Origin of the sequence: Streptomyces sp. NPDC006643, from assembly GCF_042870175.1 — a bacterium.
Lineage (GTDB): Bacteria > Actinomycetota > Actinomycetes > Streptomycetales > Streptomycetaceae > Streptomyces.
This window is the reverse complement of sequence record NZ_JBIAHA010000001.1, coordinates 611342-633644: the sequence shown is the minus strand read 5'-3', so window position 1 is coordinate 633644 and position 22303 is coordinate 611342. Positions and strand designations below refer to the sequence as shown.

18 protein-coding genes and 1 rRNA gene are annotated in these 22303 nt (G+C 70.2%); 11 read left to right on the top strand and 8 right to left on the bottom strand.

Annotation, left to right across the window (positions count from 1 at the left end):
- The first annotated feature begins 155 nt into the window (after nucleotides 1-155).
- A 5S ribosomal RNA gene (rrf, locus tag ACFYNU_RS02635) occupies nucleotides 156-272 on the top strand.
- A gap of 99 nt (nucleotides 273-371) precedes the next feature.
- Here rrf and ACFYNU_RS02630 read toward each other — a convergent pair.
- The 5 genes from ACFYNU_RS02630 to ACFYNU_RS02610 are packed head-to-tail and all read right to left on the bottom strand — an operon-like array spanning nucleotide 372 to nucleotide 5901.
- Entirely contained in the window at nucleotides 372-1682 is a 1311-nt protein-coding gene (locus tag ACFYNU_RS02630) for a DUF58 domain-containing protein (protein WP_356595168.1), read from the bottom strand.
- Between the two features lie 11 nt (nucleotides 1683-1693).
- Nucleotides 1694-2677, bottom strand: a complete 984-nt coding sequence (locus ACFYNU_RS02625) for a MoxR family ATPase (protein ID WP_356595166.1) — start codon at nucleotides 2675-2677, stop codon at nucleotides 1694-1696.
- A complete protein-coding gene (locus tag ACFYNU_RS02620; RefSeq protein WP_356595164.1) occupies nucleotides 2674-3951 on the bottom strand; it encodes a DUF4350 domain-containing protein in 1278 nt (425 codons plus the stop codon). Before ACFYNU_RS02620 ends, ACFYNU_RS02625 begins: the two co-directional genes overlap by 4 nt.
- A complete protein-coding gene (locus ACFYNU_RS02615; RefSeq protein ID WP_388764864.1) occupies nucleotides 3948-4637 on the bottom strand; it encodes a DUF4129 domain-containing protein in 690 nt (229 codons plus the stop codon). Before ACFYNU_RS02615 ends, ACFYNU_RS02620 begins: the two co-directional genes overlap by 4 nt.
- 4 nt (nucleotides 4638-4641) lie before the next feature.
- A complete protein-coding gene (locus tag ACFYNU_RS02610; RefSeq protein WP_356595162.1) occupies nucleotides 4642-5901 on the bottom strand; it encodes a hypothetical protein in 1260 nt (419 codons plus the stop codon).
- Nucleotides 5902-6084: 183 nt separating this feature from the next.
- Here ACFYNU_RS02610 and mtnA point away from each other — a divergent pair, with 183 nt between their 5' ends.
- From mtnA to ACFYNU_RS02575, 7 genes are all read left to right on the top strand, one after another.
- Nucleotides 6085-7233, top strand: a complete 1149-nt coding sequence (gene mtnA, locus ACFYNU_RS02605) for an S-methyl-5-thioribose-1-phosphate isomerase (protein WP_356595160.1) — start codon at nucleotides 6085-6087, stop codon at nucleotides 7231-7233.
- A 234-nt stretch (nucleotides 7234-7467) separates the two neighbouring features.
- Nucleotides 7468-8145 carry a two-component system response regulator MtrA gene (mtrA, locus tag ACFYNU_RS02600; RefSeq protein ID WP_005486885.1) on the top strand — a complete coding sequence of 226 codons (678 nt, stop codon included), beginning with the start codon at nucleotides 7468-7470 and terminating at the stop codon, nucleotides 8143-8145.
- A gap of 1 nt (nucleotide 8146) precedes the next feature.
- A complete protein-coding gene (gene mtrB, locus ACFYNU_RS02595; RefSeq protein WP_356595157.1) occupies nucleotides 8147-10207 on the top strand; it encodes an MtrAB system histidine kinase MtrB in 2061 nt (686 codons plus the stop codon).
- Nucleotides 10197-12047, top strand: a complete 1851-nt coding sequence (locus tag ACFYNU_RS02590; protein ID WP_388764860.1) for an LpqB family beta-propeller domain-containing protein — start codon at nucleotides 10197-10199, stop codon at nucleotides 12045-12047. Before mtrB ends, ACFYNU_RS02590 begins: the two co-directional genes overlap by 11 nt.
- Nucleotides 12048-12175: 128 nt before the next feature.
- Complete coding sequence (locus ACFYNU_RS02585) at nucleotides 12176-12898, top strand: ComF family protein (RefSeq protein WP_356595153.1); 723 nt, start codon at nucleotides 12176-12178, stop codon at nucleotides 12896-12898.
- Between the two features lie 314 nt (nucleotides 12899-13212).
- Complete coding sequence (hpf, locus tag ACFYNU_RS02580; RefSeq protein WP_356595151.1) at nucleotides 13213-13902, top strand: ribosome hibernation-promoting factor, HPF/YfiA family; 690 nt, start codon at nucleotides 13213-13215, stop codon at nucleotides 13900-13902.
- A 190-nt stretch (nucleotides 13903-14092) separates the two neighbouring features.
- Nucleotides 14093-14854 carry a response regulator transcription factor gene (locus tag ACFYNU_RS02575; RefSeq protein ID WP_356595149.1) on the top strand — a complete coding sequence of 254 codons (762 nt, stop codon included), beginning with the start codon at nucleotides 14093-14095 and terminating at the stop codon, nucleotides 14852-14854.
- Here the strand turns inward: ACFYNU_RS02575 and ACFYNU_RS02570 are convergent.
- Entirely contained in the window at nucleotides 14847-16037 is a 1191-nt protein-coding gene (locus ACFYNU_RS02570) for a DNA glycosylase AlkZ-like family protein (RefSeq protein ID WP_356595147.1), read from the bottom strand. The two genes, ACFYNU_RS02575 and ACFYNU_RS02570, sit on opposite strands and share 8 nt — an antisense overlap.
- Nucleotides 16038-16101: 64 nt before the next feature.
- Nucleotides 16102-16707 (bottom strand): GNAT family N-acetyltransferase, encoded by a 606-nt coding sequence (locus ACFYNU_RS02565; protein ID WP_356595145.1) that lies wholly within the window; start codon nucleotides 16705-16707, stop codon nucleotides 16102-16104.
- A gap of 238 nt (nucleotides 16708-16945) precedes the next feature.
- Between ACFYNU_RS02565 and secA the strand changes: the two genes are divergently transcribed.
- Nucleotides 16946-19783 carry a preprotein translocase subunit SecA gene (gene secA / locus ACFYNU_RS02560; protein WP_356595143.1) on the top strand — a complete coding sequence of 946 codons (2838 nt, stop codon included), beginning with the start codon at nucleotides 16946-16948 and terminating at the stop codon, nucleotides 19781-19783.
- Nucleotides 19784-20168: 385 nt separating this feature from the next.
- On the opposite strand, the gene ACFYNU_RS02555 is transcribed toward secA, so the two are convergent.
- On the bottom strand, nucleotides 20169-20522 hold the full coding sequence (locus tag ACFYNU_RS02555; protein ID WP_356595181.1) for an Rv3235 family protein: 354 nt from the start codon (nucleotides 20520-20522) through the stop codon (nucleotides 20169-20171).
- A gap of 431 nt (nucleotides 20523-20953) precedes the next feature.
- Between ACFYNU_RS02555 and ACFYNU_RS02550 the strand changes: the two genes are divergently transcribed.
- Nucleotides 20954-21460, top strand: a complete 507-nt coding sequence (locus tag ACFYNU_RS02550; protein WP_356595141.1) for a DUF6912 family protein — start codon at nucleotides 20954-20956, stop codon at nucleotides 21458-21460.
- Between the two features lie 44 nt (nucleotides 21461-21504).
- Nucleotides 21505-22176: an HAD family hydrolase gene (locus ACFYNU_RS02545; RefSeq protein ID WP_356595139.1), complete on the top strand. Its 672-nt coding sequence runs from the start codon at nucleotides 21505-21507 to the stop codon at nucleotides 22174-22176.
- Nucleotides 22177-22303: the final 127 nt, after the last annotated feature.

Sequence of the window (22303 nt, the reverse complement as noted above, 5' to 3'; positions counted from 1 at the left end):
GGTTGATAGGCCGGATATGGAAGCACTGTGAGGTGTGGAGTTGACCGGTACTAATAGGCCGAGGGCTTGTCCTCAGTTGCTCGCGTCCACTGTGTTAGTTCTGAGACAACGAACAATCCGTGACAACACCCGGATGTTCCAGTGTTTCAATGTGTTTCGGTGGTCATTGCGTTAGGGAAACGCCCGGTTACATTCCGAACCCGGAAGCTAAGCCTTTCAGCGCCGATGGTACTGCAGGGGGGACCCTGTGGGAGAGTAGGACGCCGCCGAACAATCTTTGTGGGAATGCCCCGCACCTTCTGGTGCGGGGCATTTCTGCGTTCAGGGCCCTTTTCGCGTACGGGGCAGTTTGCCGTCCCCGTACGCGACGTTCAGAGGCGACCCGCGGCCTTCAGTGCCAGATAGGCGTCCGCCAGTGCCGGCGCCAGGGAGTCAGGAACGGCGTCGACGACCGTGACTCCGTAGCGCTGGAGCTTCTCTGACGTACGACGTCGTTGGGATTGTGCCTGGGAGCCGGCTGCCGCCTCGTAGACCGCGTCCACCGAGCCGCGCGCCGTGCTCATGGCTCGGGCGTGGGGGTCGGCCACCGAGGCGACGAGCACCGTGTGGCGCTGGGTGAGTTGAGGGAGGACCGGCAGGAGTCCTTCCTCAACCGGAGCCGTTTCGAGACTGGTCAGCAGCACGACGAGGGATCGGCGTGGGGCGCTCTTGAGGACGGTGGCGGCCAGGCCGCGCGCGTCCGTCTCCACGAGTTCGGGTTCCAGGGTGGACAGTGCGTTCACCATCGCGGGCAGTACGTCGCTCGCCGAGCGGCCTCGGACCTGGGCGCGGGTCCGGCGGTCGTACGCCAGGAGGTCGACCCGGTCGCCGGCGCGGGTGGCGAGTGCGGTGAGGAGCAGTGTGGCGTCCATCGCGGCGTCGAGGCGAGGGACGTCTCCCACGCGGCCGGCCGAGGTACGGCCGGTGTCGAGGACGACGAGGATGTGGCGGTCACGTTCGGGCCGCCACGTACGAATCGCGACCGCCGACTGACGCGCGGTGGCACGCCAGTCGATGGACCGGGTGTCGTCTCCCGGTACGTAGGGGCGGAGGCTGTCGAACTCGGTGCCTTCGCCACGGGTGAGCACGCTTGTCCGGCCGTCGAGTTCGCGCAGGCGGGCGAGTCTGGACGGGAGATGCTTGCGGCTGGTGAAGGGCGGCAGGACGCGTACCGTCCACGGCACGTCGTGGTTTCCCTGGCGGGCCGCCAGACCGAGCGGGCCGAAGGAACGCACGGTGACCCGTTCCGTGTGCCTGTCGCCGCGGCGCGTCGGGCGGAGGAGCGTGGAGAGACGTCGGCGCTCGCCGGGCGGGACGGTCAACTCGTGGCGGGAAACGGCCTGTTCGGTGCCCGCGGGCCAGCTGCTCGGGGGCCAGGCATCGCGGATCTGGGCACGCAGTGTGCGGCGCGCGGGGTTGGCGACCGTGAGCTGGACCTCGGCACTCTCGCCGAGTCGAACTGAGGTATCACCACTTCGAGTGAACCGGAGCGTTCGCACTGGCGCGGCCAGGCAGTAGTCGCACAGAATTGCGAGTGAGAGGGGCGCGTTGACCGCCAGCATCCCCGTCCAACTGGGGGCGAGGAGGCCGACGGGGAGCGAGCCGAGAGCGGCGAGGAGTGCCGCTCGTCCGGTGAGGGCCACGGTTCATCGCCTCATCGGGGTACGGGGACATGGGCGAGGATCGCGGTGATGACGGAGTCCGCGGTGACTCCCTCCATCTCCGCCTCGGGACGGAGCTGGACGCGGTGTCGCAAGGTGGGTAGGGCCAGGGCCTTCACGTCGTCCGGCGTGACGTAGTCGCGGCCCGTGAGCCAGGCCCAGGCACGGGCGGTGGAGAGCAGAGCGGTGGCGCCTCGCGGGGAGACGCCGAGGGAGAGCGAGGGGGACTCACGAGTGGCACGGCAGATATCGACGACATAGCCCGCTATCTCCGGTGAGACAGAGGTCTTGGCGACCGCGGAGCGTGCCGCTTCGAGGTCGGCGGGGCCGGCGACGGGGCGTACTCCCGCCGCCTGGAGGTCGCGTGGGTTGAAGCCGTCCGCGTGACGGGTCAGGACGCTGATCTCGTCGTCACGTGACGGGAGGGGGACTGTCAGCTTCAGCAGGAAGCGGTCGAGTTGTGCTTCGGGGAGGGGATAGGTGCCCTCGTACTCGACCGGGTTCTGTGTGGCGGCGACCAGGAACGGATCGGGGAGCATCCGCGGTGTTCCGTCGATCGTGACCTGACGCTCCTCCATGGCTTCGAGCAGCGACGACTGGGTCTTGGGCGGGGTGCGGTTGATCTCGTCGGCGAGCAGCAGATTGGTGAAGACGGGGCCGGGCTGGAAGGAGAACTCCGCTGTGCGCGCGTCGTAGACGAGGGAGCCCGTCACGTCGCTCGGCATCAGGTCGGGAGTGAACTGGACGCGCTTGGTGTCGAGTTCGAGAGAGGCGGCGAGAGCCCGTACCAGAAGTGTCTTCGCGACGCCGGGGACTCCTTCGAGGAGGACGTGGCCCCGGCAGAGCAGGGCGACGACGAGTCCGGTCACGGCGGGGTCCTGGCCGACCACGGCCTTCGCGATCTCGGCGCGCAGGGCCTCCAGGGAGGCGCGGGCACTGTCCGAGTTCGTAGCGGTCTCGGGGGTCGGGGCACTCATGAGGTGCGTACCTCTCTTTCGAGGGCGTCGAGTTGGTCCGTCAGACGGATGAGAGCGGCATCGTCGGCCGGCGCCGGGCCGAAGAGCAGCGTGCGGAGATCCCGCGAGTCGTCGGGGAGTTGAGCGGAGACGGCGGGGACGAGGGCCTCCGGGGTGTGGGCCTCGGACGGGGGGACACCGAGGAGGGAAGCGAGGCGGGTGCGGGTCTCCGTACGGAGGACCGAGGCGGCGCGGTCGCGGGCGTTGGCCCTGCGGTAGAGGCGGGCGCGGCCCTCGGTGGCCTCGGAGGCGCGGATGGCGACCGGGAGCCTTTCGGCCACCACGGGGCCGAGCCGGCGGGCGCGCCACACGGCGGCGAGCACGGCGGCGAGGGCGAGTTGGAGAGTGCCCCAGAGCCAGCCGGAGGGGATCAGGTCGAGGAAGCTCGACTCGTTGCCTCCGCCGCCTTCGCTCCCCTGGTCGTCGGTGCCGTCACCGCCGTTGTCACCACCACTGCCGCTGCCGGATTCGGTGGCGGAGGGATCACTGAGTGAGGGGAGGTACCAGACGATATGAGGCCGGGAGCCGAGGAGTTGAAGGGCCAGCGAGGCATTGCCCTGCTTGGCGAGGCGCTCGTTGTAGAGGAGATCGGGAGAGCCGAGCAGGACGGTGTCGCCGTCGGCCTGGGCGTCGATCCGGAGAAGGGACGGCAGTCCGTCCACCGGGTAACAGGCGTCGCCGTTCGGCGGGTCGGTGGCGTAGAGGTATCCGCCGATGTCGACGGAACCGGCGTCGCGTGCGGCGGGCAGGGAGCAGCGGGGGTCCCGCGCGGCCACCGGTGTGTCGGTTGCCGCGGTGACGCCCGGGGCCAGGATGTCGAGCGAGGGCGGCCCCGGCGACAGCAGGACGGTACGACCGCCGGAGATCTCCGTCGCGTCCTGCAAGGTGCGCTGCTGATGGAACGTCAGCAGGTTGGGCGCGGTGACGACCAGTGTGGTGTCCGGTCCGGTCCCCTCGGTCGCTTCGGCGAGTGTGGTGACGACCTGGGTGGAGACGTCGCGGTCCTTGAGGAGTTCGGCGACGGCGCGGCTGCCCAGCGGGTCGGCGGAGCGGGGGTCGAGTCGGCCGTGCTGGTCGCCGGAGCGTACGGCTGCCAGGGCGAACCCTGCCGCGAGGAGGATGGCGAGTGCGATGAGCAGCCCTCGGATCCGCCTCCAGATCTGCTGGGCGCTGGGCGACATGGAGGTGGTGCTGGTCGCGGGCCGGGGCGGGGAGGCGGTCTTGGCGCCGGTCATTCGGCAGCTCCCTGGGTGGCGCTGCTGAGTTGGGGTTTGCTGCTCTCCAGGCCGAGGTCAAGTTCGCGCAGGCGCAGGTATGTCTGCCGGTCCGCCGTGCGTCCGCCGTATGTGACATCGTCGAAGGCTCTGGCCGCGGCTCGTAGGGCCGTCGCGTGCTCGGGGAGTGCCCGGCCGGCGTCGGCGGCGGCCTCGTCGGCCGTGCGGCCCGGGCGCGGGTCGAGGATCGTGCGCTCCTCGAGGGAGCGGACGACGGCCCGCATGCGTTCCTGGACGGCCTGGTTCCAGCGTTCGGCCGTCGCGTGCTCTTCCGCGTTGGCACGGTGTTCGGCGGCGCCGCGCGGGCCGGAGTCGAAGAGCGCGTCCTTGGGGCGGGTGGTGCGCCGGGGGGTGCCGAGCCGCCACCATATGGCCGCGACGAGCGCCACGACGATTACCGCGACGACGGCGAGGCCGAGCGGGCTGGTCACGCCGGAGCCGGCGACGGAGTTGAAGAGTTCTCCGATCCACTCCCAGAAGCGGTCCATCGCGCGCTCGAGCAGATTCGGGTCGTTCTCGTGGTACAGAGGCTTGGACAGTTCGTCCTCGGCGGCCTCACGAGCGGGGACACGCGGAGTGTCCACCGGTATGTCCTCGCTCGTGCGCGCCGTCAGCCACGCCGTTGCCGTGCCCCCCGTGCCGAACACCGCATCAGCCCCTGGGGGCGTCGTTGCCAGGCCGCTCGGAGCCGTAGCCCGGAACGCCGGCGGCGCGTGCGAGTTCGAGGTCCAGGGCTTCGCGCCGGATGCGCTGGTCCACGTAGAGGAGCACCGAGACACCTGCGGAGATCGGCAGGGTGATGGAGGTGCTGATCACCGTGCCGATACCGGTGATGATCAGGAAGGGCCAGCCGAAGTCCGGACCGGACTCGGAGAGGAGCCCACTGAGACCGTCGCCGTCCACCGCCATGGCGATGAGGCTGAACGGCACGGCGATGATCATCGAGACGATGAACGTGAGCAGCATCGTCAGCAGCAGGATGCCGAAGATCCGCCACCAGGTGCCCTTCACGAGCTTGGCGGAGCGCCGCATGGACGCCACGATGCTCTGCCGTTCGAGCATGAGGGCGGGCGAGGAGAGGCTGAAGTTGACCATCAGCCAGAGCACGACGACGACGGCGGCCAGTCCGCCGAGCATCGTCAGCGCCACTCCGGCACCGGAGCCGATCAGCAGGCCCGGCAGGATGCCGACGGCCACAATGGCGGCTCCCATGACGGGCAACAGCAGGGTCAGGCCGAGCAGTTGAAGCAGCCGGGGCCGTGCCTCGTGCCAGGCGTCCGACAGCGTCACGCTGCGGCCGAGCACCGAGCGGCTGATGACCACGGTCAGTACGGCCGTGGTGAAGAGCGTGCCGATGATGGTGATGAACAGCGACGGCGCGAGTGCGAGGAGGGTGGACTGCATCGCGTCGACGGCCTGGTTCAGCGCTTCCGTCGGGCTCGCGTTCGGGTCGACGTCCACCGGCTCCGGCAGGAGGTAGCGCTGGACGAGTATGTCGCCGATCTGCGAGATCACCGCGACGACGATGGTGACGCCGAGGACGGTGCGCCAGTGGGCGCGCAGCGTGGACACGGCACCGTCGAGGATCTCTCCCACGCCCAGGGGACGCAGCGGGATGACACCGGGCTTCGCCGCGAGGGGTGGCTGTCCCCAGCCGGGATGCGGCCCACCGCCGGGGCCGGGGGCACCGCCCCAGCCCGGTGCGGGCCTGGGAGCGGGGGGGACGGGGTCGGGGCCCGGGGCGCTGGGCGCGGACCACTGGCCGGGCGGCGGCTGGGTCTTGGACCACTTCGAGGGGGAGTCCGAGGGCGTGGCGGAGTCGTCGGCGGGCTGGGCGGGGCGGGGTACGCCGGCCTCCTGGCCGTCGGACGGGGCAGATCCGGGCGAGGCCCAGCCCGGAGTGTCGTTCACGGTCGTCCACCTCGTGGATTGGTTTCGGAGGCAGGCTCGGGGAGCCGGCGCTTCAACGGTGCCTGTCTGCGAAGCAGAGCGGGAGGCTGGCAGCCATCGTGCCACGCGTGGCCCGCCGGTGGGCGGGGTGCTCCATCTCCTTCTCGCCTTCATAGTCCGAGCGGTACCGGGCAGACTGGGCGGATGACTGATCAGTACGCACCATCGCCGCTCCACGCCGAGCCGTCCATGTCTCCGGCACTGCGCTGGGACGAGCTGCCGGAAGGGCCCGTACTGGTGCTCCTCGACCAGACGAGACTGCCGGTCGAGGAGGCCGAACTGGTCTGCACCGATGTGCCGGCGCTGGTGCAGTCGATCCGGACGCTCGCCGTGCGTGGGGCGCCGCTCCTGGGTATCGCCGGTGCGTACGGTGTCGCACTCGCCGCCACCCGTGGTTACGACGTGGAGGAGGCGGCGGCGCTGCTGGAGAGCGCCCGGCCCACCGCGGTGAACCTCGGGTACGGCGTACGACGGGCGCTGGAGGTGCACCGGGCGGCCGTCGCCGGGGGCGCCGATCAGGAGCAGGCAGCCGCGGCCACACTCGCCGAGGCCAGGAAGCTGCACCGCGAGGACGCCGTGGGCAGCGCCCGGATGGCCGCATCGGGGCTGGCCCTTCTCGACGAGTTGCTGCCGGGCGGAAATCACCGGATCCTGACCCACTGCAACACCGGGGCACTGGTCTCGGGCGGCGAGGGCACCGCGTTCGCCGTGGCACTGTCGGCGCACCGGGCGGGGCGGCTCAGGCGGCTGTGGGTGGACGAGACACGTCCGCTGCTCCAGGGGGCGCGGCTGACGGCGTACGAAGCGGCCCGGCACGGGATGGCGTACACGCTGCTCACGGACAACGCCGCGGGGTCGCTGTTCGCGGCGGGTGAGGTGGACGCCGTGCTCATCGGGGCGGACCGGATCGCGGCCGACGGCTCGGTGGCGAACAAGGTGGGCAGCTATCCGCTCGCGGTACAGGCCAGGTACCACCATGTGCCGTTCATCGTGGTCGCGCCGACCACGACGCTCGACCTGGGCACGCCGGACGGCGCGTCGATCGAGGTGGAGCAGCGACCGAGCCAGGAGGTGACCGAGCTGACGGCTCCGCAGGCGGCCGGGGCCGGGGTGGAGGCGGGCGGTGGGATGCCGGTGGCGCCGCTGGGGACGCAGGCGTACAACCCGGCGTTCGACGTGACCCCGCCGGAGCTGGTGACGGCGCTGGTCACCGAGCACGGAGCGCTGTCGCCGGTGACGCGGGACGGGATCGCGGAGCTGTGTGCCCAGGCGCGGCAGGAGGTACGGGGCTGACGGGACGGGTGCGCGAGGGGTGGGGGGACGCGCTGGCGGGGTTGGCCGGGCGGGTGGCTCGCTATGGTTCCTGTCGGAGGGCCAGGTCAACGAGACAGGGTGTGGCATCTGTGGTTGACGTCAACAGCAACGAACCGCGACGGTCCACGAAGGACATCCGTCCACGTCGTCACAGGTCAGTGAGCTGGATCACGCAAGTCTACGTAACGGAAATGAAAATGGGATGATGTCGATATGAAGGGACGCGTCCTTGTCGTCGATGACGACACCGCACTGGCCGAGATGCTCGGCATCGTGCTGCGAGGTGAAGGGTTCGAGCCGTCGTTCGTAGCGGACGGCGACAAGGCTCTCGCCGCTTTCCGTGAGGCCAAGCCGGACCTGGTGCTGCTGGATCTGATGCTGCCCGGCCGGGACGGTATCGAGGTGTGCCGGCTCATCAGGGCCGAGTCCGGTGTGCCGATCGTCATGCTGACGGCCAAGAGCGACACGGTCGATGTGGTGGTGGGGCTCGAATCGGGCGCCGACGACTACATCGTCAAGCCGTTCAAGCCCAAGGAGCTGGTCGCCAGGATCAGGGCGCGGCTGCGCAGGTCCGAGGAGCCGGCGCCGGAGCAGCTGGCCATCGGTGATCTGGTCATCGATGTGGCCGGTCACTCCGTGAAGCGTGAGGGGCAGTCCATCGCCCTGACCCCGCTGGAGTTCGACCTGCTCGTCGCGCTGGCCCGCAAGCCGTGGCAGGTCTTCACCCGTGAGGTGCTGCTTGAGCAGGTGTGGGGCTACCGTCACGCGGCGGACACCCGCCTGGTCAATGTGCATGTGCAGCGGCTCCGCTCCAAGGTCGAGAAGGACCCGGAGCGCCCGGAGATCGTCGTGACCGTTCGCGGTGTCGGCTACAAGGCCGGACCGAGCTGACATGTCCAGCGGCAGTGCTGCCCCGAAGCCCGGGGAGCCGGGAGTCCGTACGGGGCGGACTGCCGACCGGGGTCGTGGGGGCTCACGCCTCGGCCGGCTCCTGCGCCGTGGCCGGCTGCTCCAGGACGGGGCGGCGGGCAGTCCCGTGCTGCGCCTCGTCGTGCGCCTGCTCAGGCGTCCGGTGCTGCCCGCCGTACGGCTGTGGCGGCGGAACATCCAGCTCAGGGTGGTCATCACCACCCTGCTGATGTCGCTGGGCGTGGTGCTGCTGCTGGGTCTGGTCGTGATCGGACAGGTCCGTAACGGTCTGCTCGACGCCAAGGAGAAAGCGGCGCAGAGCCAGGCGGCCGGTGGGTTCACCGTCGCCAAGGAGAAGGCCGACGCGCCGGTCGAGCCGGGCGGGGACGGCGGCTCGGGGGACGGCAGGTCGAGCCGTAACTCCGTCAACTGGCGCTCCGACCTGGTCGTGCAGCTGGCCAGTGGCGGACAGAGTGCGTTCAACGTGGTGGCGCTGAGCGCCGACGCGGACGGTACGGGCTCCAGCAGCCGCTTCCCGCGCGCGTCCGGCGGCGTGGACCACATCGCGAGCGTTCCGCAGGATCTGCGGTCGGACGTCGCCAAGGGCACGGGGACGTTCCAGAAGTACACCCTGATCCAGTACACGGACGGCCGGGAGTCCGAGTCCGGGCTGGTGATCGGCAAGCGGCTGACCGATGTGGACGGCAATTCCTACGAGCTTTACTACCTGTTCCCGCTGACCCAGGAAGAACAGTCGCTCAATCTGGTCAAGGGCACGCTCGCCACGGCGGGACTGTTCGTCGTCGTGCTGCTCGGGGCCATCGCCTGGCTCGTCGTACGGCAGGTCGTGACGCCCGTACGGATGGCCGCGGGGATCGCCGAGCGGCTGTCCACCGGCCGGCTCCAGGAACGGATGAAGGTCACCGGCGAGGACGACATCGCCCGGCTCGGTGAGGCCTTCAACAAGATGGCCCAGAGTCTGCACCTGAAGATCCAGCAGCTGGAGGAGCTCTCCAGGATGCAGCGCCGCTTCGTGTCGGACGTCTCCCACGAGCTGCGCACCCCGCTGACCACCGTGCGGATGGCCGCCGACGTCATCCACGAGGCCCGTGTCGACTTCGACCCCGTCACCGCGCGCTCGGCGGAGCTGCTGGGGGACCAGCTCGACCGTTTCGAGTCCCTGCTCTCGGATCTGCTGGAGATCAGCCGGTTCGACGCCGGCGCAGCCGCGCTGGAGGCCGAGCCCATAGACCTTCGGGTGGTCGTACGCCGGGTGATCGGCGGAGCCGAACCGCTCGCCGAACGCAAGGGCACCCGGATCCGCGTCATGGGCGACGAACAGCCCGTCGTCGCCGAGGCCGATGCCCGCCGTGTGGAGCGGGTGCTGCGCAATCTGGTTGTCAACGCCGTCGAGCACGGCGAGGGGCGGGACGTGGTCGTGCGGATGGCGGTGGCCGGCGGCGCCGTCGCCGTGGCCGTGCGCGACTACGGGGTGGGCCTCAAGCCCGGCGAGGCGACCCGGGTCTTCAACAGGTTCTGGCGGGCGGATCCGGCACGGGCGCGTACCACCGGCGGTACGGGCCTTGGCCTGTCGATCGCCGTCGAGGACGCGCGTCTGCACGGCGGCTGGCTCCAGGCGTGGGGCGAGCCGGGCGGCGGATCGCAGTTCCGGCTGACCCTGCCGCGTACCGCCGACGAACCGCTGCGGGGCTCGCCCATACCGCTGGAGCCCGAGGACTCGCGGCGCGGCCGGGAGCGTTCCACCGTCGGGGAGCCGAAGGAGAGCGCCCACCGGCTGGCCAGTGTGCCTTCCCAGTCGGCGACGGGGTCGTCGCTTCCGGTGCCGCCCAGGCCGCCGGTGCCACCGCGCGCGGGCGCGGTCGACCCGACGGCGCTGCCGGGCAACGGCGCCCGGGTGGTGCCGCGTTCCGCCGGCGAGCCCGTCGAGCGGGACCCCGCCACCTCGTCGACGTCGTCAACTGCCGCCACGGTCACGTCCGCGGCTCAGGCATCGGAGCGGGAGGACACAACTCGTGGGCGCTGACCGCCTTCGTCACGGCCGAGGGCGCGCGTGGCGGTTGCCCGTCGTGCTCGGGTGCGGTGTCGTGCTGCTGGCCGGCTGCGCGTCGATCCCCAACAGCGGGGACGTCGAGCCGGTCAAGGCGTCGCCGCGCGGTGACTCCCAGGTGCGCGTCTATCCCGTCGCTCCCGCCGAGGGCGCCGATCCGAACGAGATCGTCGACGGCTTCCTTGAGGCGATGACCAGCGACGACCCCGACTTCGCGGTGGCCAGGAAGTATCTGTCGAAGCAGGCGTCGCAGAGCTGGCAGCCGGCGGAACGTACGACGGTGCTGGCGGCGGCGCCCGACCCGGCCGACCCCCAGGGGCCGTCCGGTCCCGACGGTCCCGGTCTCACCTACCCGCTGTACGGCGACCAGATCGCCGCGGTCGACGCCGGGCACGCGTACCAGCCGGTGGCGCCCGAGCCGTACAAGGGCACGATTCATCTCGTCCAGGAGAAGGTGCTGGACACCAGGGAATGGCGCATCGACGACCTCCCGCAGGGGCTGGTGCTCGGTGAGTCCGACTTCCAGCGCAACTACCGCGCGGTGAACAAGTACTACTTCGCCTCCGGGCAGGACTGGCTCGTCGCCGATCCCGTCTACATCCGGCAGCGCATAGACCCGGTGACGCGGATGGACCCGGTCACCCAGGCCGTCAAGGTGCTCCTCGAAGGGCCGACGGACTGGATGCGGCCCGTGGTCGACTCGCCCTTCCCGACCGGTACGGAGCTGAAGCGCGGCACCCGGACACTGGAGTTCGACGACCGCAACGCGCTGAAGGTGCCGCTCAACGCGAAGGTCGACAACGTCGGGCGGGAGCAGTGCCGCAAGATGGCGGCGCAACTGCTCTTCACCCTCCGCGACTTGACCTCCACCCGAGGCGAACAGGTCGAGCTGCTGCGGCAGGACGGCTCGTCGCTGTGCGTGCTGAGCGGCGACCAGGCCGAGGAGTTCGCCGCCGACCGTACGTCGGGCAGCTCGGACAGCCCGTACTTCATCGACGCGAAGGGCCGGCTGGCGCAACTGTCGGCGAGCAGCAAGGAGCCGATCGACCCGGCGCGTGTGCCGGGCCCGTTCGGCGACGGCACGTTGCCGCTCGGCCAGGTCGCGGTGGCGCGAGACGAGAAGCACGCGGCCGGCGTCTCGCAGGACGGCAAGTCCCTGTACGCCGGGTCCATCATCTCGGCGGGCGAGGTGGGCGACGCGCTCGTCGTCAGCGAGGCCGCGAAGAAGGAAGACCGGCTGTCGGCGCCCAGTTGGGACGGGAACGGCGATCTGTGGATAGCCGACCGCGACCCCGAGCACTCCCGGCTGCTGCGTCTCGCCGACGGCGCCGACGCGCCCCAGGCGGTCACGGTCGACGGGCTGGGCAGCGCGCGGATCGAGGCGCTGCGGGTGTCCGCCGACGGCGTACGGGTGGCGCTGCTGCTCTCCGAGGGCGGACGTACGACCCTCCAGATCGGCCGGGTGGAGCGACGCGGACCCGCCGCGGAGCAGACGGTGTCCGTGACGGAGCTGAAGGCCGTGGCGCCGCGTATGGAGACGGTGACGGCCGTGTCGTGGGCCGGCCCGAGCCGGCTCGTCGTGGTGGGCAAGGAGGCCGGCGGGGTGCAGCAGGTGAGCTATCTCCAGACGGACGGTTCCACGTCGCCGGCGGGTGTGCTGCCGGGGCTGAACCAGGTCACCGGGATCGCCGCCGCCGATGACGAACAGCAGCCGCTGGTGGCCGACTCGGACGACGCGGGCATCGTGCGGCTGCCGACCGGGGCGAACTGGCAGACGATGGTGAAAGAGGGTTCGTCACCGGTGTATCCGGGTTAAGCCCCGCCTCTCGGATCGGGCCGGGTCCTGGGCGTGGTGTGCCCCGTGCATGTGCGTGCGGGCCGGATCTGGATCCGGGTTATCCACAGGGGTGGCCGGGGGCCCGAGTCGTTGGCACAGTGGGTGACATGCGGGGGTGGTGGCGAGAAATCACCGGGCTGGTGCTGCCGGTCGCCTGCGGCGGCTGCGGGAGTCCCAGGACGCCGCTGTGCGACGCGTGCGGACGGGCGTTGTACGGGACGTGGCCGTGCCGCGTGCGGCCGGTTCCCGAGCCCGTGGGGCTCCCGGTGGTGCATGCCGCCGCGCCGTACGAGGACGCCGTACGGGCCGTACTGCTGGCGCACAAGGAGCGTGGCGCGCTCGGGCTTGCCGCGCCCCTGGGCAGGGCGCTGGCCGGGGCCGTCCAGGCCGCCGTCCCGCCGGGCACGGGTGTCGGCCCGCTGATTCTCGTGCCGGTCCCGTCCACGCGACGCGCCGTCGGTGCGCGCGGGCATGACGCCGCCCGCAGGATCGCCCTGGCGGCGGCGGGGGAGCTGCGGAGCACGGGGCGCTCCGCCCGGGTGATCCCGGTGCTGCGACAGCGGCGGATGGTGGCCGACCAGTCGGGCCTGGGCGCCCGCCAGAGGCTCGCCAATCTGGCCGGGGCGCTGGAGGTCGCCGTCGGTGGCACGGGGCTTCTGGAGGGCGGCAGGGTGGTGCTGGTGGACGATCTCATGACGACCGGTGCCTCGCTCGTCGAGGCGTCACGCGCGATGCATGCCGCGATGAAACCGGGGTACCCCGCATTGATACAGGTGAGCGCGGCTGTGGTGGCCGCGCCTCCACTCTCTTTCGAAATAAACCGGAACTGATCGGGAGTTCGCTTCGTTGCAGGTGGTGAGGGTCGTAAAACACCGGAACGGACGTACGCACCGGTAGCGGGTGCCGATACCCGCCCAAGAGAGCTATGTTCGGTTGTGAGGAAAGCGAAAGCCGTACTCACTGATATGCAGCGGCGCGTCGGAGCGTTTTCCAGAACCTCGAAGTCAGAGGGAATGGGGATCTTGCCCGCGGGGGAGGAGGAGGTGAAAGTCGCCAAGTCCGAGGCCTCGATGCCCATCGAGGTCGGGTGCAAGAGGGAGTAGCTCCGCAACGCGGCGGAGCGAATCCGGGAACGGAGTTCTGCGTGGACATCGTCGTCAAGGGCCGCAAGACAGAGGTACCCGAGCGGTTCCGTAAGCACGTGGCCGAGAAGCTGAAGCTGGAGAAGATCCAGAAGCTCGACGGCAAGGTGATCAGCCTCGACGTCGAGGTGTCCAAGGAGCACAACCCGCGTCAGGCGGACCGTTGCGACCGGGTGGAGATCACACTTCACTCCCGCGGCCCCGTCATCAGGGCGGAAGCCGCCGCCGCCGATCCGTACGCAGCGCTTGACCTGGCCACCGGCAAGCTGGAGGCGCGGCTGCGCAGGCAGCACGAGAAGCGCTTCAACCGCCGTGGCAACGGCAGGCTTTCGGCCGCCGAGGTCGTCGACGTCGTTCCTGGGGTCGCCCAGTTGAACGGCTCGGGCCAGGTCCCCGCGAGCGAATCGTCGAACGGCGTACCCACCACCAGGATCGGCTCGCTCGAAGTGCAGGGCGAAGGACCGCTGGTGGTCCGCGAGAAGACGCACACCGCGGCTCTGATGACCCTCGACCAGGCGCTCTACGAGATGGAGTTGGTCGGACACGACTTCTATCTGTTCGTGGATTCCGAGACCAAGGAGCCGAGCGTCGTCTACCGACGTCACGCCTACGACTACGGCGTCATCCATCTGAGGACCGACCAACTGGCCGAGTCCGAGGCGGCGGGCGCGGGCGGAGCGCTCGGCGGCTGAGAGAGACGACCCCTCGGTGGTGCCCCCGCAGTGCCCGATCCGGCCGCGGGGGCACCACCGCGCGACGACTGGATCACCGCTCTGTCGGCCGGGCATGAAATCATGGCCACGCACGTCAACCCCCGGTCCCTGACCAGGGGTTGGTGTAGCTCGCATGTACTTCGGCCCATGGCCTTCAGGGGGAGGAACGATGGCGGACAGCTTCGGGCCGGTGCAGCACGCGCGCGGTACCGGCGGTACGACCGGCGGCACCGGACCGGACGGCGGCACGGACCCGGACGACCCCGGCAAGGAACCGATCAGGGTCCTTGTCGTCGACGACCACGCGCTCTTCCGCCGGGGGCTGGAGATCGTCCTCGCCCAGGAGGAGGACATCCAGGTCGTGGGGGAGGCCGGAGACGGCGCGGAAGCCGTGGACAAGGCCGCCGACCTACTCCCCGACATCGTGCTGATGGACGTCCGGATGCCCAAGCGCGGCGGCATCGAGGCCTGTACCTCCATCAAGGAGGTGGCCCCCAGTGCCAAGATCATCATGCTGACGATCAGCGACGAGGAGGCCGACCTCTACGACGCCATCAAGGCGGGCGCCACCGGCTATCTCCTCAAGGAGATCTCGACGGACGAGGTGGCGACCGCGATTCGCGCCGTGGCCGACGGACAGTCGCAAATCAGCCCTTCCATGGCCTCCAAGCTGCTGACCGAGTTCAAGTCGATGATTCAGCGCACCGACGAGCGCAGACTCGTGCCGGCGCCGAGGCTCACCGAGCGCGAGCTCGAAGTCCTCAAGCTGGTCGCCACGGGAATGAACAACCGTGATATCGCCAAGGAGTTGTTCATCTCCGAAAACACCGTGAAGAACCATGTCCGCAACATCCTGGAGAAGTTGCAGCTGCACTCCCGGATGGAAGCCGTGGTCTACGCGATGCGGGAGAAGATCCTCGAAATCAGATGACGGCCCGCGTCAGTGCCGCCGCCAGCTCGGGGCGGTCGACGCGCTCGATCCGTACCGAGTCGCAGCCCACCCACTCGGCGGCCTCCCGCAGCGCCCGCGCCATCGGCTCGACAGCGGAGGGCGTGTCCAGCGACACCTGACGGGCGACCAGCGTGCTGCCCTCGCGCGCCGGGTCGACCCGGCCGAGCAGCTTCCCGCCCGACAGCAGCGGCATCGCGAAGTACCCGTAGATCCGCTTGGGCTTGGGGACGTACGCCTCCAGGCGGTGGGTGAAGCCGAAGATCCGCTCGGTGCGGGCCCGCTCCCAGATGAGTGAGTCGAACGGCGAGAGCAGAGTCGTACGGTGCCGCCCGCGCGGGACACTCGCCAGCGCCTCGGGATCGGCCCAGGCGGGCTTCGCCCAGCCCTCGACCGTCACCGGCACCAGCCCGGAGTCCGCGATCACCGCGTCGACCTGCTCGCCCTTGATGCGGTGGTAGTCCCCGATGTCCGAGCGGGTGCCCACCCCGAGCGACTGCCCCGCCAGCCGTACGAGCCGGCGCAGGCACTCGGTGTCGTCCAGGTCGTCGTGCAGCACCTCGTCGGGGATGGCGCGCTCCGCGAGGTCGTACACCCGCTTCCAGCTCCGGCGCTCCGTGCAGACCACCTCGCCGTGCATCAGCGCCCGCTCGACCGCGACCTTCGCCTCGGACCAGTCCCACCACTCGCCGCCGTTCTTGGCGCCGCCCAACTCGGTGGCCGTCAGCGGGCCTTCGGCCCGCAGCTGCTTGATCACCGCGTCGTACGCCCCGTCCGACAGCTCGTGGTGCCAGTGCGGGCGGGCGCGGTAGGCGCGACGGCGGAAGGCGAAATGCGGCCATTCCTCGACCGGGAGGATGCACGCGGCATGCGACCAGTACTCGAAGGCGTGCGGCCGGGGCGGGGCGTCGGCCGCGGCTGCCGGCGTCCAGTACGCCTCCTCGACCGTCTTGCGGCCGACGGCGCCCAGCCGTGCGTACGGAATCAGCTCGTGCGAGCGCGCGAGCACCGAGATCGTGTCCAGCTGTACGGCCCCGAGGTGGCGCAGCACCCCGCGCACCCCGCCCCGGCGGTCGGGAGCGCCGAGGAACCCCTGCGCGCGCAGAGCGATGCGGCGGGCTTCGTCGGCGGACAACTCGGCGGCGGCGGGCGGCACAGTGGTCATCCCCGAACGATAGACGGCGGCACTGACAGCCGGCCGGGGCCGGTGGACCACCGCACGCCGGCCGTCAGGGACGCGCGGGCAGGTAGGGGTACCTGGACGGCAGACCGAGATCGGACGGCAGGAGCGCGCCGACCCAGGCGTCACGCGTCGTCCCCTTCATGACCAGCGCGGCGCGCAGGGTGCCCTCCATGACGAACCCGGCCTTCAGCGCGACGGCCCGCGAGCCCTCGTTGCCGGCCTCGGCACGCCACTCGACACGGTCGGCGCCCAGTTCGGTGAACATCCAGCGGGTCAGCGCGCGCAGTGCCTCCGTCGTGTGGCCCCGGCCGCGATGCTCCCTGACCGCCCAGTAACCGACCGCCCACACACCGCAGTGGCTGTGGGCGTTGAGCGAGGCCAGCAGCGGGCCGCCGCCGACCGGCTCGACCGCGAAGACGAAGTTCGTCCCGGCCCGCCACATGTCCGGCACGATCCGCCCGACGAAGTGTTCGGCGTGCTGCCTTTCGTACGGAGAGGGGATCGTCGTCCACCGCTGTACGTCGGGGTCCTGGCAGGCCGCGTACACCGCGTCGATGTCGTCCGGGACCAGGGGGCGCAGCCGCAGACGCTCGGTGATCACGGAGGTGGTCGAGGGGTCCGGGGGGCCGGACCGGGGGCTGAGTGGCTCCATGGGGGGAGTGTGGGGACCCCGGTTCCCCGGCGCGAGCGCTTTTCGTCCTCGGCGGCACCTTCCGCGCGCCCCACGCGTTCTCATTGCGGGTGACAGGAGGCCGGCGCCACGTGGACCTCCCGAGGCGGCCGGGTCCTCGCTTACGATGGCCGTTGCGGTGGGGTCGGCCCGCCGCGCCCGCGCCAGTGTCCGTTACCAGACCCAGTGCCAGGCCCGACCGGCAAGGAGACCAACCTCAGTGTCCGTCTTCAACAAGCTCATGCGTGCAGGCGAAGGCAAGATCCTGCGCAAACTGCACCGCATCGCGGACCAGGTCAACTCCATCGAAGAGGACTTCACCGCCCTCTCCGACGCCGAGTTGCAGGCCCTCACCGAGGAGTACAAGCAGCGTTACGCCGACGGTGAGTCCCTTGACGACCTGCTCCCCGAGGCCTTCGCGACCGTCCGTGAGGCGGCCAAGCGGGTCCTCGGCCAGCGCCCCTACGACGTCCAGCTGATGGGCGGCGCCGCGCTGCACCTCGGTCATGTCGCCGAGATGAAGACCGGTGAGGGCAAGACCCTCGTCGGCACGCTGCCCTGTTACCTGAACGCGCTGTCCGGCGACGGCGTCCACGTGATCACGGTCAACGACTATCTGGCTGAGCGCGACTCCGAGATGATGGGCCGGGTCCACAAGTTCCTGGGCCTGTCCGTCGGCTGCATCCTCGCCAACATGTCGCCCGCGCAGCGCCGCGAGCAGTACAACTGCGACATCACGTACGGCACGAACAACGAGTTCGGCTTCGACTACCTCCGCGACAACATGGCGTGGTCCCAGGAGGAACTGGTCCAGCGCGGCCACAACTTCGCCGTCGTGGACGAGGTCGACTCGATCCTCGTCGACGAGGCCCGTACGCCGCTGATCATCTCCGGCCCCGCCGACCAGGCCACGAAGTGGTACGGCGACTTCGCCAAGTTGGTCACCCGGCTCACCAAGGGCGAGGCGGGCAACCAGCTCAAGGGCATCGAGGAGACCGGCGACTACGAGGTCGACGAGAAGAAGCGCACCGTCGCGATCCACGAGTCCGGCGTCGCGAAGGTCGAGGACTGGCTGGGCATCGACAACCTGTACGAGTCGGTGAACACCCCGCTCGTCGGTTATCTGAACAACGCCATCAAGGCCAAGGAACTGTTCAAGAACGACAAGGACTACGTCGTCATCGACGGCGAAGTCATGATTGTCGACGAGCACACCGGCCGTATCCTCGCGGGCCGCCGCTACAACGAGGGCATGCACCAGGCGATCGAGGCGAAGGAAGGGGTGGACATCAAGGACGAGAACCAGACGCTCGCCACGATCACCCTCCAGAACTTCTTCCGCCTCTACGACAAGCTGTCCGGCATGACCGGTACGGCCATGACCGAGGCCGCCGAGTTCCAGCAGATCTACAAGCTGGGCGTCGTGCCGATCCCGACGAACCGGCCGATGGTCCGCGTCAACCAGCCCGACCTGATCTACCGCACCGAGGTCGCGAAGTTCGCGGCGGTCGTCGACGACATCGCCGAGAAGCACGAGAAGGGCCAGCCGATCCTGGTCGGCACGACCTCCGTGGAGAAGTCGGAGTACCTGTCGCAGCAGCTCTCGAAGCGGGGTGTGCAGCACGAGGTGCTGAACGCCAAGCAGCACGACCGTGAGGCGCCGATCATCGCCCAGGCCGGGCGCAAGGGCGCGGTGACCGTCGCCACGAACATGGCCGGCCGTGGTACCGACATCAAGCTCGGCGGCAACCCCGACGACCTCGCCGAGGCGGAGCTGCGCCAGCGCGGGCTCGACCCGGTGGAGCACGTCGAGGAGTGGGCCGCCGCGCTGCCCGCCGCGATGGAGAAGGCCGAGGAAGCGGTACGGGCGGAGTTCGAGGAGGTCGTGGAGCTCGGTGGGCTCTACGTCCTCGGTACGGAGCGCCACGAGTCGCGCCGGATCGACAACCAGCTGCGTGGTCGTTCCGGCCGTCAGGGCGACCCGGGCGAGTCCCGGTTCTATCTGTCGCTGGGCGACGACCTGATGCGGCTGTTCAAGGCGCAGATGGTCGAGCGCGTCATGTCGATGGCGAACGTGCCGGACGACGTCCCGATCGAGAACAAGATGGTCACCCGCGCGATCGCCTCGGCGCAGTCGCAGGTGGAGCAGCAGAACTTCGAGACGCGTAAGAACGTCCTGAAGTACGACGAGGTGCTCAACCGGCAGCGCCAGGTCATCTACGGCGAGCGCCGGCGGGTCCTGGAGGGCGAGGACCTCCAGGAGCAGATCCGGCACTTCATGGGCGACACGATCGACGACTACATCGCCCAGGAGACGGCGGAGGGCTTCGCCGAGGAGTGGGACCTGGACCGGCTGTGGGGCGCGTTCAAGCAGCTCTACCCGGTGAAGGTCACCGTCGAGGACCTGGAAGAGGCGACGGGCGACCGCGCGGGCATCACGGCGGAGTTCATCGCCGAGTCCATCAAGGAAGACGCGCACGAGCAGTACAACGAGCGCGAGAAGTCGCTGGGCCCGGACGTGATGCGCGAGCTGGAGCGACGCGTGGTGCTGTCCGTGCTGGACCGCAAGTGGCGTGAGCACCTCTACGAGATGGACTATCTCCAGGAGGGCATCGGCCTGCGCGCGATGGCGCAGAAGGACCCGCTGGTCGAGTACCAGCGCGAGGGCTTCGACATGTTCACCGCCATGATGGAGGGCATCAAGGAGGAGTCCGTCGGCTATCTGTTCAACCTGGAGGTCCAGGTCGAGCAGCAGGTCGAGGAGGTCCCGGTGCAGGACGCGGCGGCTGCCGAGCGTACGTCGCTGGAGAAGGCGGACGCGGGTGCCCGCTCGGGCGGCGGGCGTCCGGAGATCCGGGCGAAGGGCCTGGAGGCACCGCAGCGGCGGGACCGGCTCCACTTCTCCGCGCCGACGGTCGACGGTGAGGGTGGCGTCGTCGAGGGCGACTTCGAGAGCAGTGGCGGGGCGGACCGTACGGAGACGGGTTCCGGTTCCGGGACGACCCGCGCGGAGCGGCGCAAGGCCCAGAAGGGTGGCGGGCGCCGCCGCAAGAAGTAGACGGGCGCGCGTTCTTGCCGCGTAGCGGCTCTGACGGCCGGGTTCGGACACGAGATGTCCGGGCCCGGCCGTCGTTCGTGCGGGCGGAGGCGGGTGACCGGGCCCGCCCGTTGGCCGGGGCGTCCGCGGGCGCCGGGAGGGCCTGCTGGGGCGCCGGGTGGGCCTTGGGGTGGGACCTCGGCGACGGTTGGTCTCGGACGGCCTCGGACGGCCTCGTGGGGTCGTCCGAGGGGCCGGCGGGGGGTGGTTGGGGCGTGTGGTGAAAGTGGCGTCGCCCGGCCCGTCCGCCCCGCCCGCCACGGCACCTCTTCTCCGTAGGAGTACGAGGCCCCAGCCGCCGCAGGCCCGACCCGGCGGGCGGACGGCGCTGCCTTCCGGCCGCGCCCTAGTTCTGTCGGCGGCGGGGCGTCACCTCCACCGCCGCGCAGCGCCAGCGGAGGTCGGGGGACTGTTCGAGGCGGAACGCCATCGCGCGGACCTGGTCCCCCGCCGCGATGACGGCGAATGCCTCGACCACCCCCGGGCAGGGGTGGAAGCCCCGGCAACTGCGGATCACCGGGGTCGTGTTGCGGGCGCGGAGTGGAGTGGCCGGGGCCAGGCGGACGAGTTGGTCGTACGCCTCGCCGATCGTCTGGCCCAGCATCGAGTGGACCGGGCGCAGGCCGCTGAGGACGGCCAGCAGTTGTTCCGCGAAGCGCTCGTGAGGCCGGAGCGAGGGCCGGCGGCGCTGGGAGATCACCCGGGCCGGGCGGCGCGGGTCGCGCCTGGCCGGTGGGCGGGTGGTGGCGGCCGTCCGGGCCGTCGTCCTGTCGTAAGTCCTGTCGTAGTTCCTGCTGTAATTCCTGTCGTACGTCCTGCTGGTCTCTGTGTCGCTCACGCAGATCGCCCCCGTCCGCCGGCCCGGCCGCATGTGCGTTACCAGGCAGTAACTTGTGTTGGGGATCTTCTACGGGTGATCCGCGCCACCCGCAAGCGCCGGACTCCGGGGCGTCGCGCGTGCCAGGTGTCACCTGTCCGAGTGGCCGGGCAGGCCGGACCAGGGGCGCAGGTGTCACTCTGTGTGTTCAAGTGGACGGGAAACGGCTCCGCAGTGTCACCCCGACGAGGGACCGCCCGGATGTGCCGCACGTATCCTGGAACCGCTCTCCCGACTACGAAAGCGGTCATCGCATGCGCGTCTACGTCCCTCTGACCCTTCCCGGTCTCGCCGAGGCGCACAAGACGGGCGAGTTGGGTCCTGGGCCGCTGACCGCCTACGCGGTGACCCCCGGACTGCGCGAGTGGTATCTCTCCGACGACATCGAGGAGTTGGAGTACGCGGCCCTCAACCGCGCCGCCGCCGCCTCGCTCCGGCTGATCGCCGGTGACCCGTCCGCCGCGCGGCGCCGGGTCGTCGTCGCCGTCGACGTGCCGGACAGGGACGCTGCCGCCGACCCCGACCGGGGGGTGGACTCCGCCGGCCTCGGCGAGGTGCGGATCGCCGCGGCCGTGCCGCTGGCCAAGGCCGCCGCCGTGCACATCGACGCGGACGAAGCCGAGACCGACGTGTCCGCCGCCGCGGCGGCACTGGGCGCCGCCGACCACGGCGACGACGACGCGCAGTTCACGGTGGACGGCGCCGAGGACCATGAGCTGCTGTGGTTCGGCGTACAGGAGATTCCGACCATCGTCGGGTAAATTCCTGCGGCGCGTTGTCAGACCCGGCCGGTAACGTTTGCGGCATGGGGAAGCACGACACACATCTGGTCTGGGACTGGAACGGCACACTGCTCGACGACTTCAGCGCGGTCATCGGGGCGACCAACGCCAGCTTCGCGGAGATCGGTCTGGAGCCGATCACCGCCGAGCGGTACCGGGATCTGTACTGCATGCCGATCCCGCTCTTCTACGAGCGTCTGATGGGCCGCCTCCCCACGGACGCCGAGTGGCTGATCATGGACGAGACCTTCCACCGGCACTACGTCGAGCGGCGCGTCGGGTGCACCCTGACCGAGGGCGTCGAGGAGCTGCTGACGCAGTGGACGCTGGCCGGCCGCAGCCAGTCGATTCTCAGCATGTACGACCACGACCAACTGGTGCCCGTGGTGCGGGACTACGGGATTCACCAGCACTTCGTCCGGGTCGACGGACGGACGGGTCCGTCCGGCGGCACGAAGGCCGTGCACATGGAGCGTCATCTGGCCGCGCTCGCCGACGAGGGCCGGATAGTGCCCGAGCACACGGTGGTCATCGGTGACGCGGTCGACGACGCGCTCGCCGCCGCCCATGTGGGGGCGCGAGCGGTGCTCTACACCGGGGGATCGCACAGCCGTAAGAGCCTGGAGGTGGTGGGAGTGCCCGTCGTGGACAGTCTCGCCGAGGCCGTCGATCTCGCCCAGAGCATCGCGCGCTGACCGTCGTCTCCACGGCGGACAGCGCAGCGCCGCTCCCAAGCGGGCTCCACGGCCGTCACCCACGGCAGCAGCTCTCATGGCAGCGCTCACGGCGGCTTTCACCGCGCTCTTCGCACCCCCCGTCACC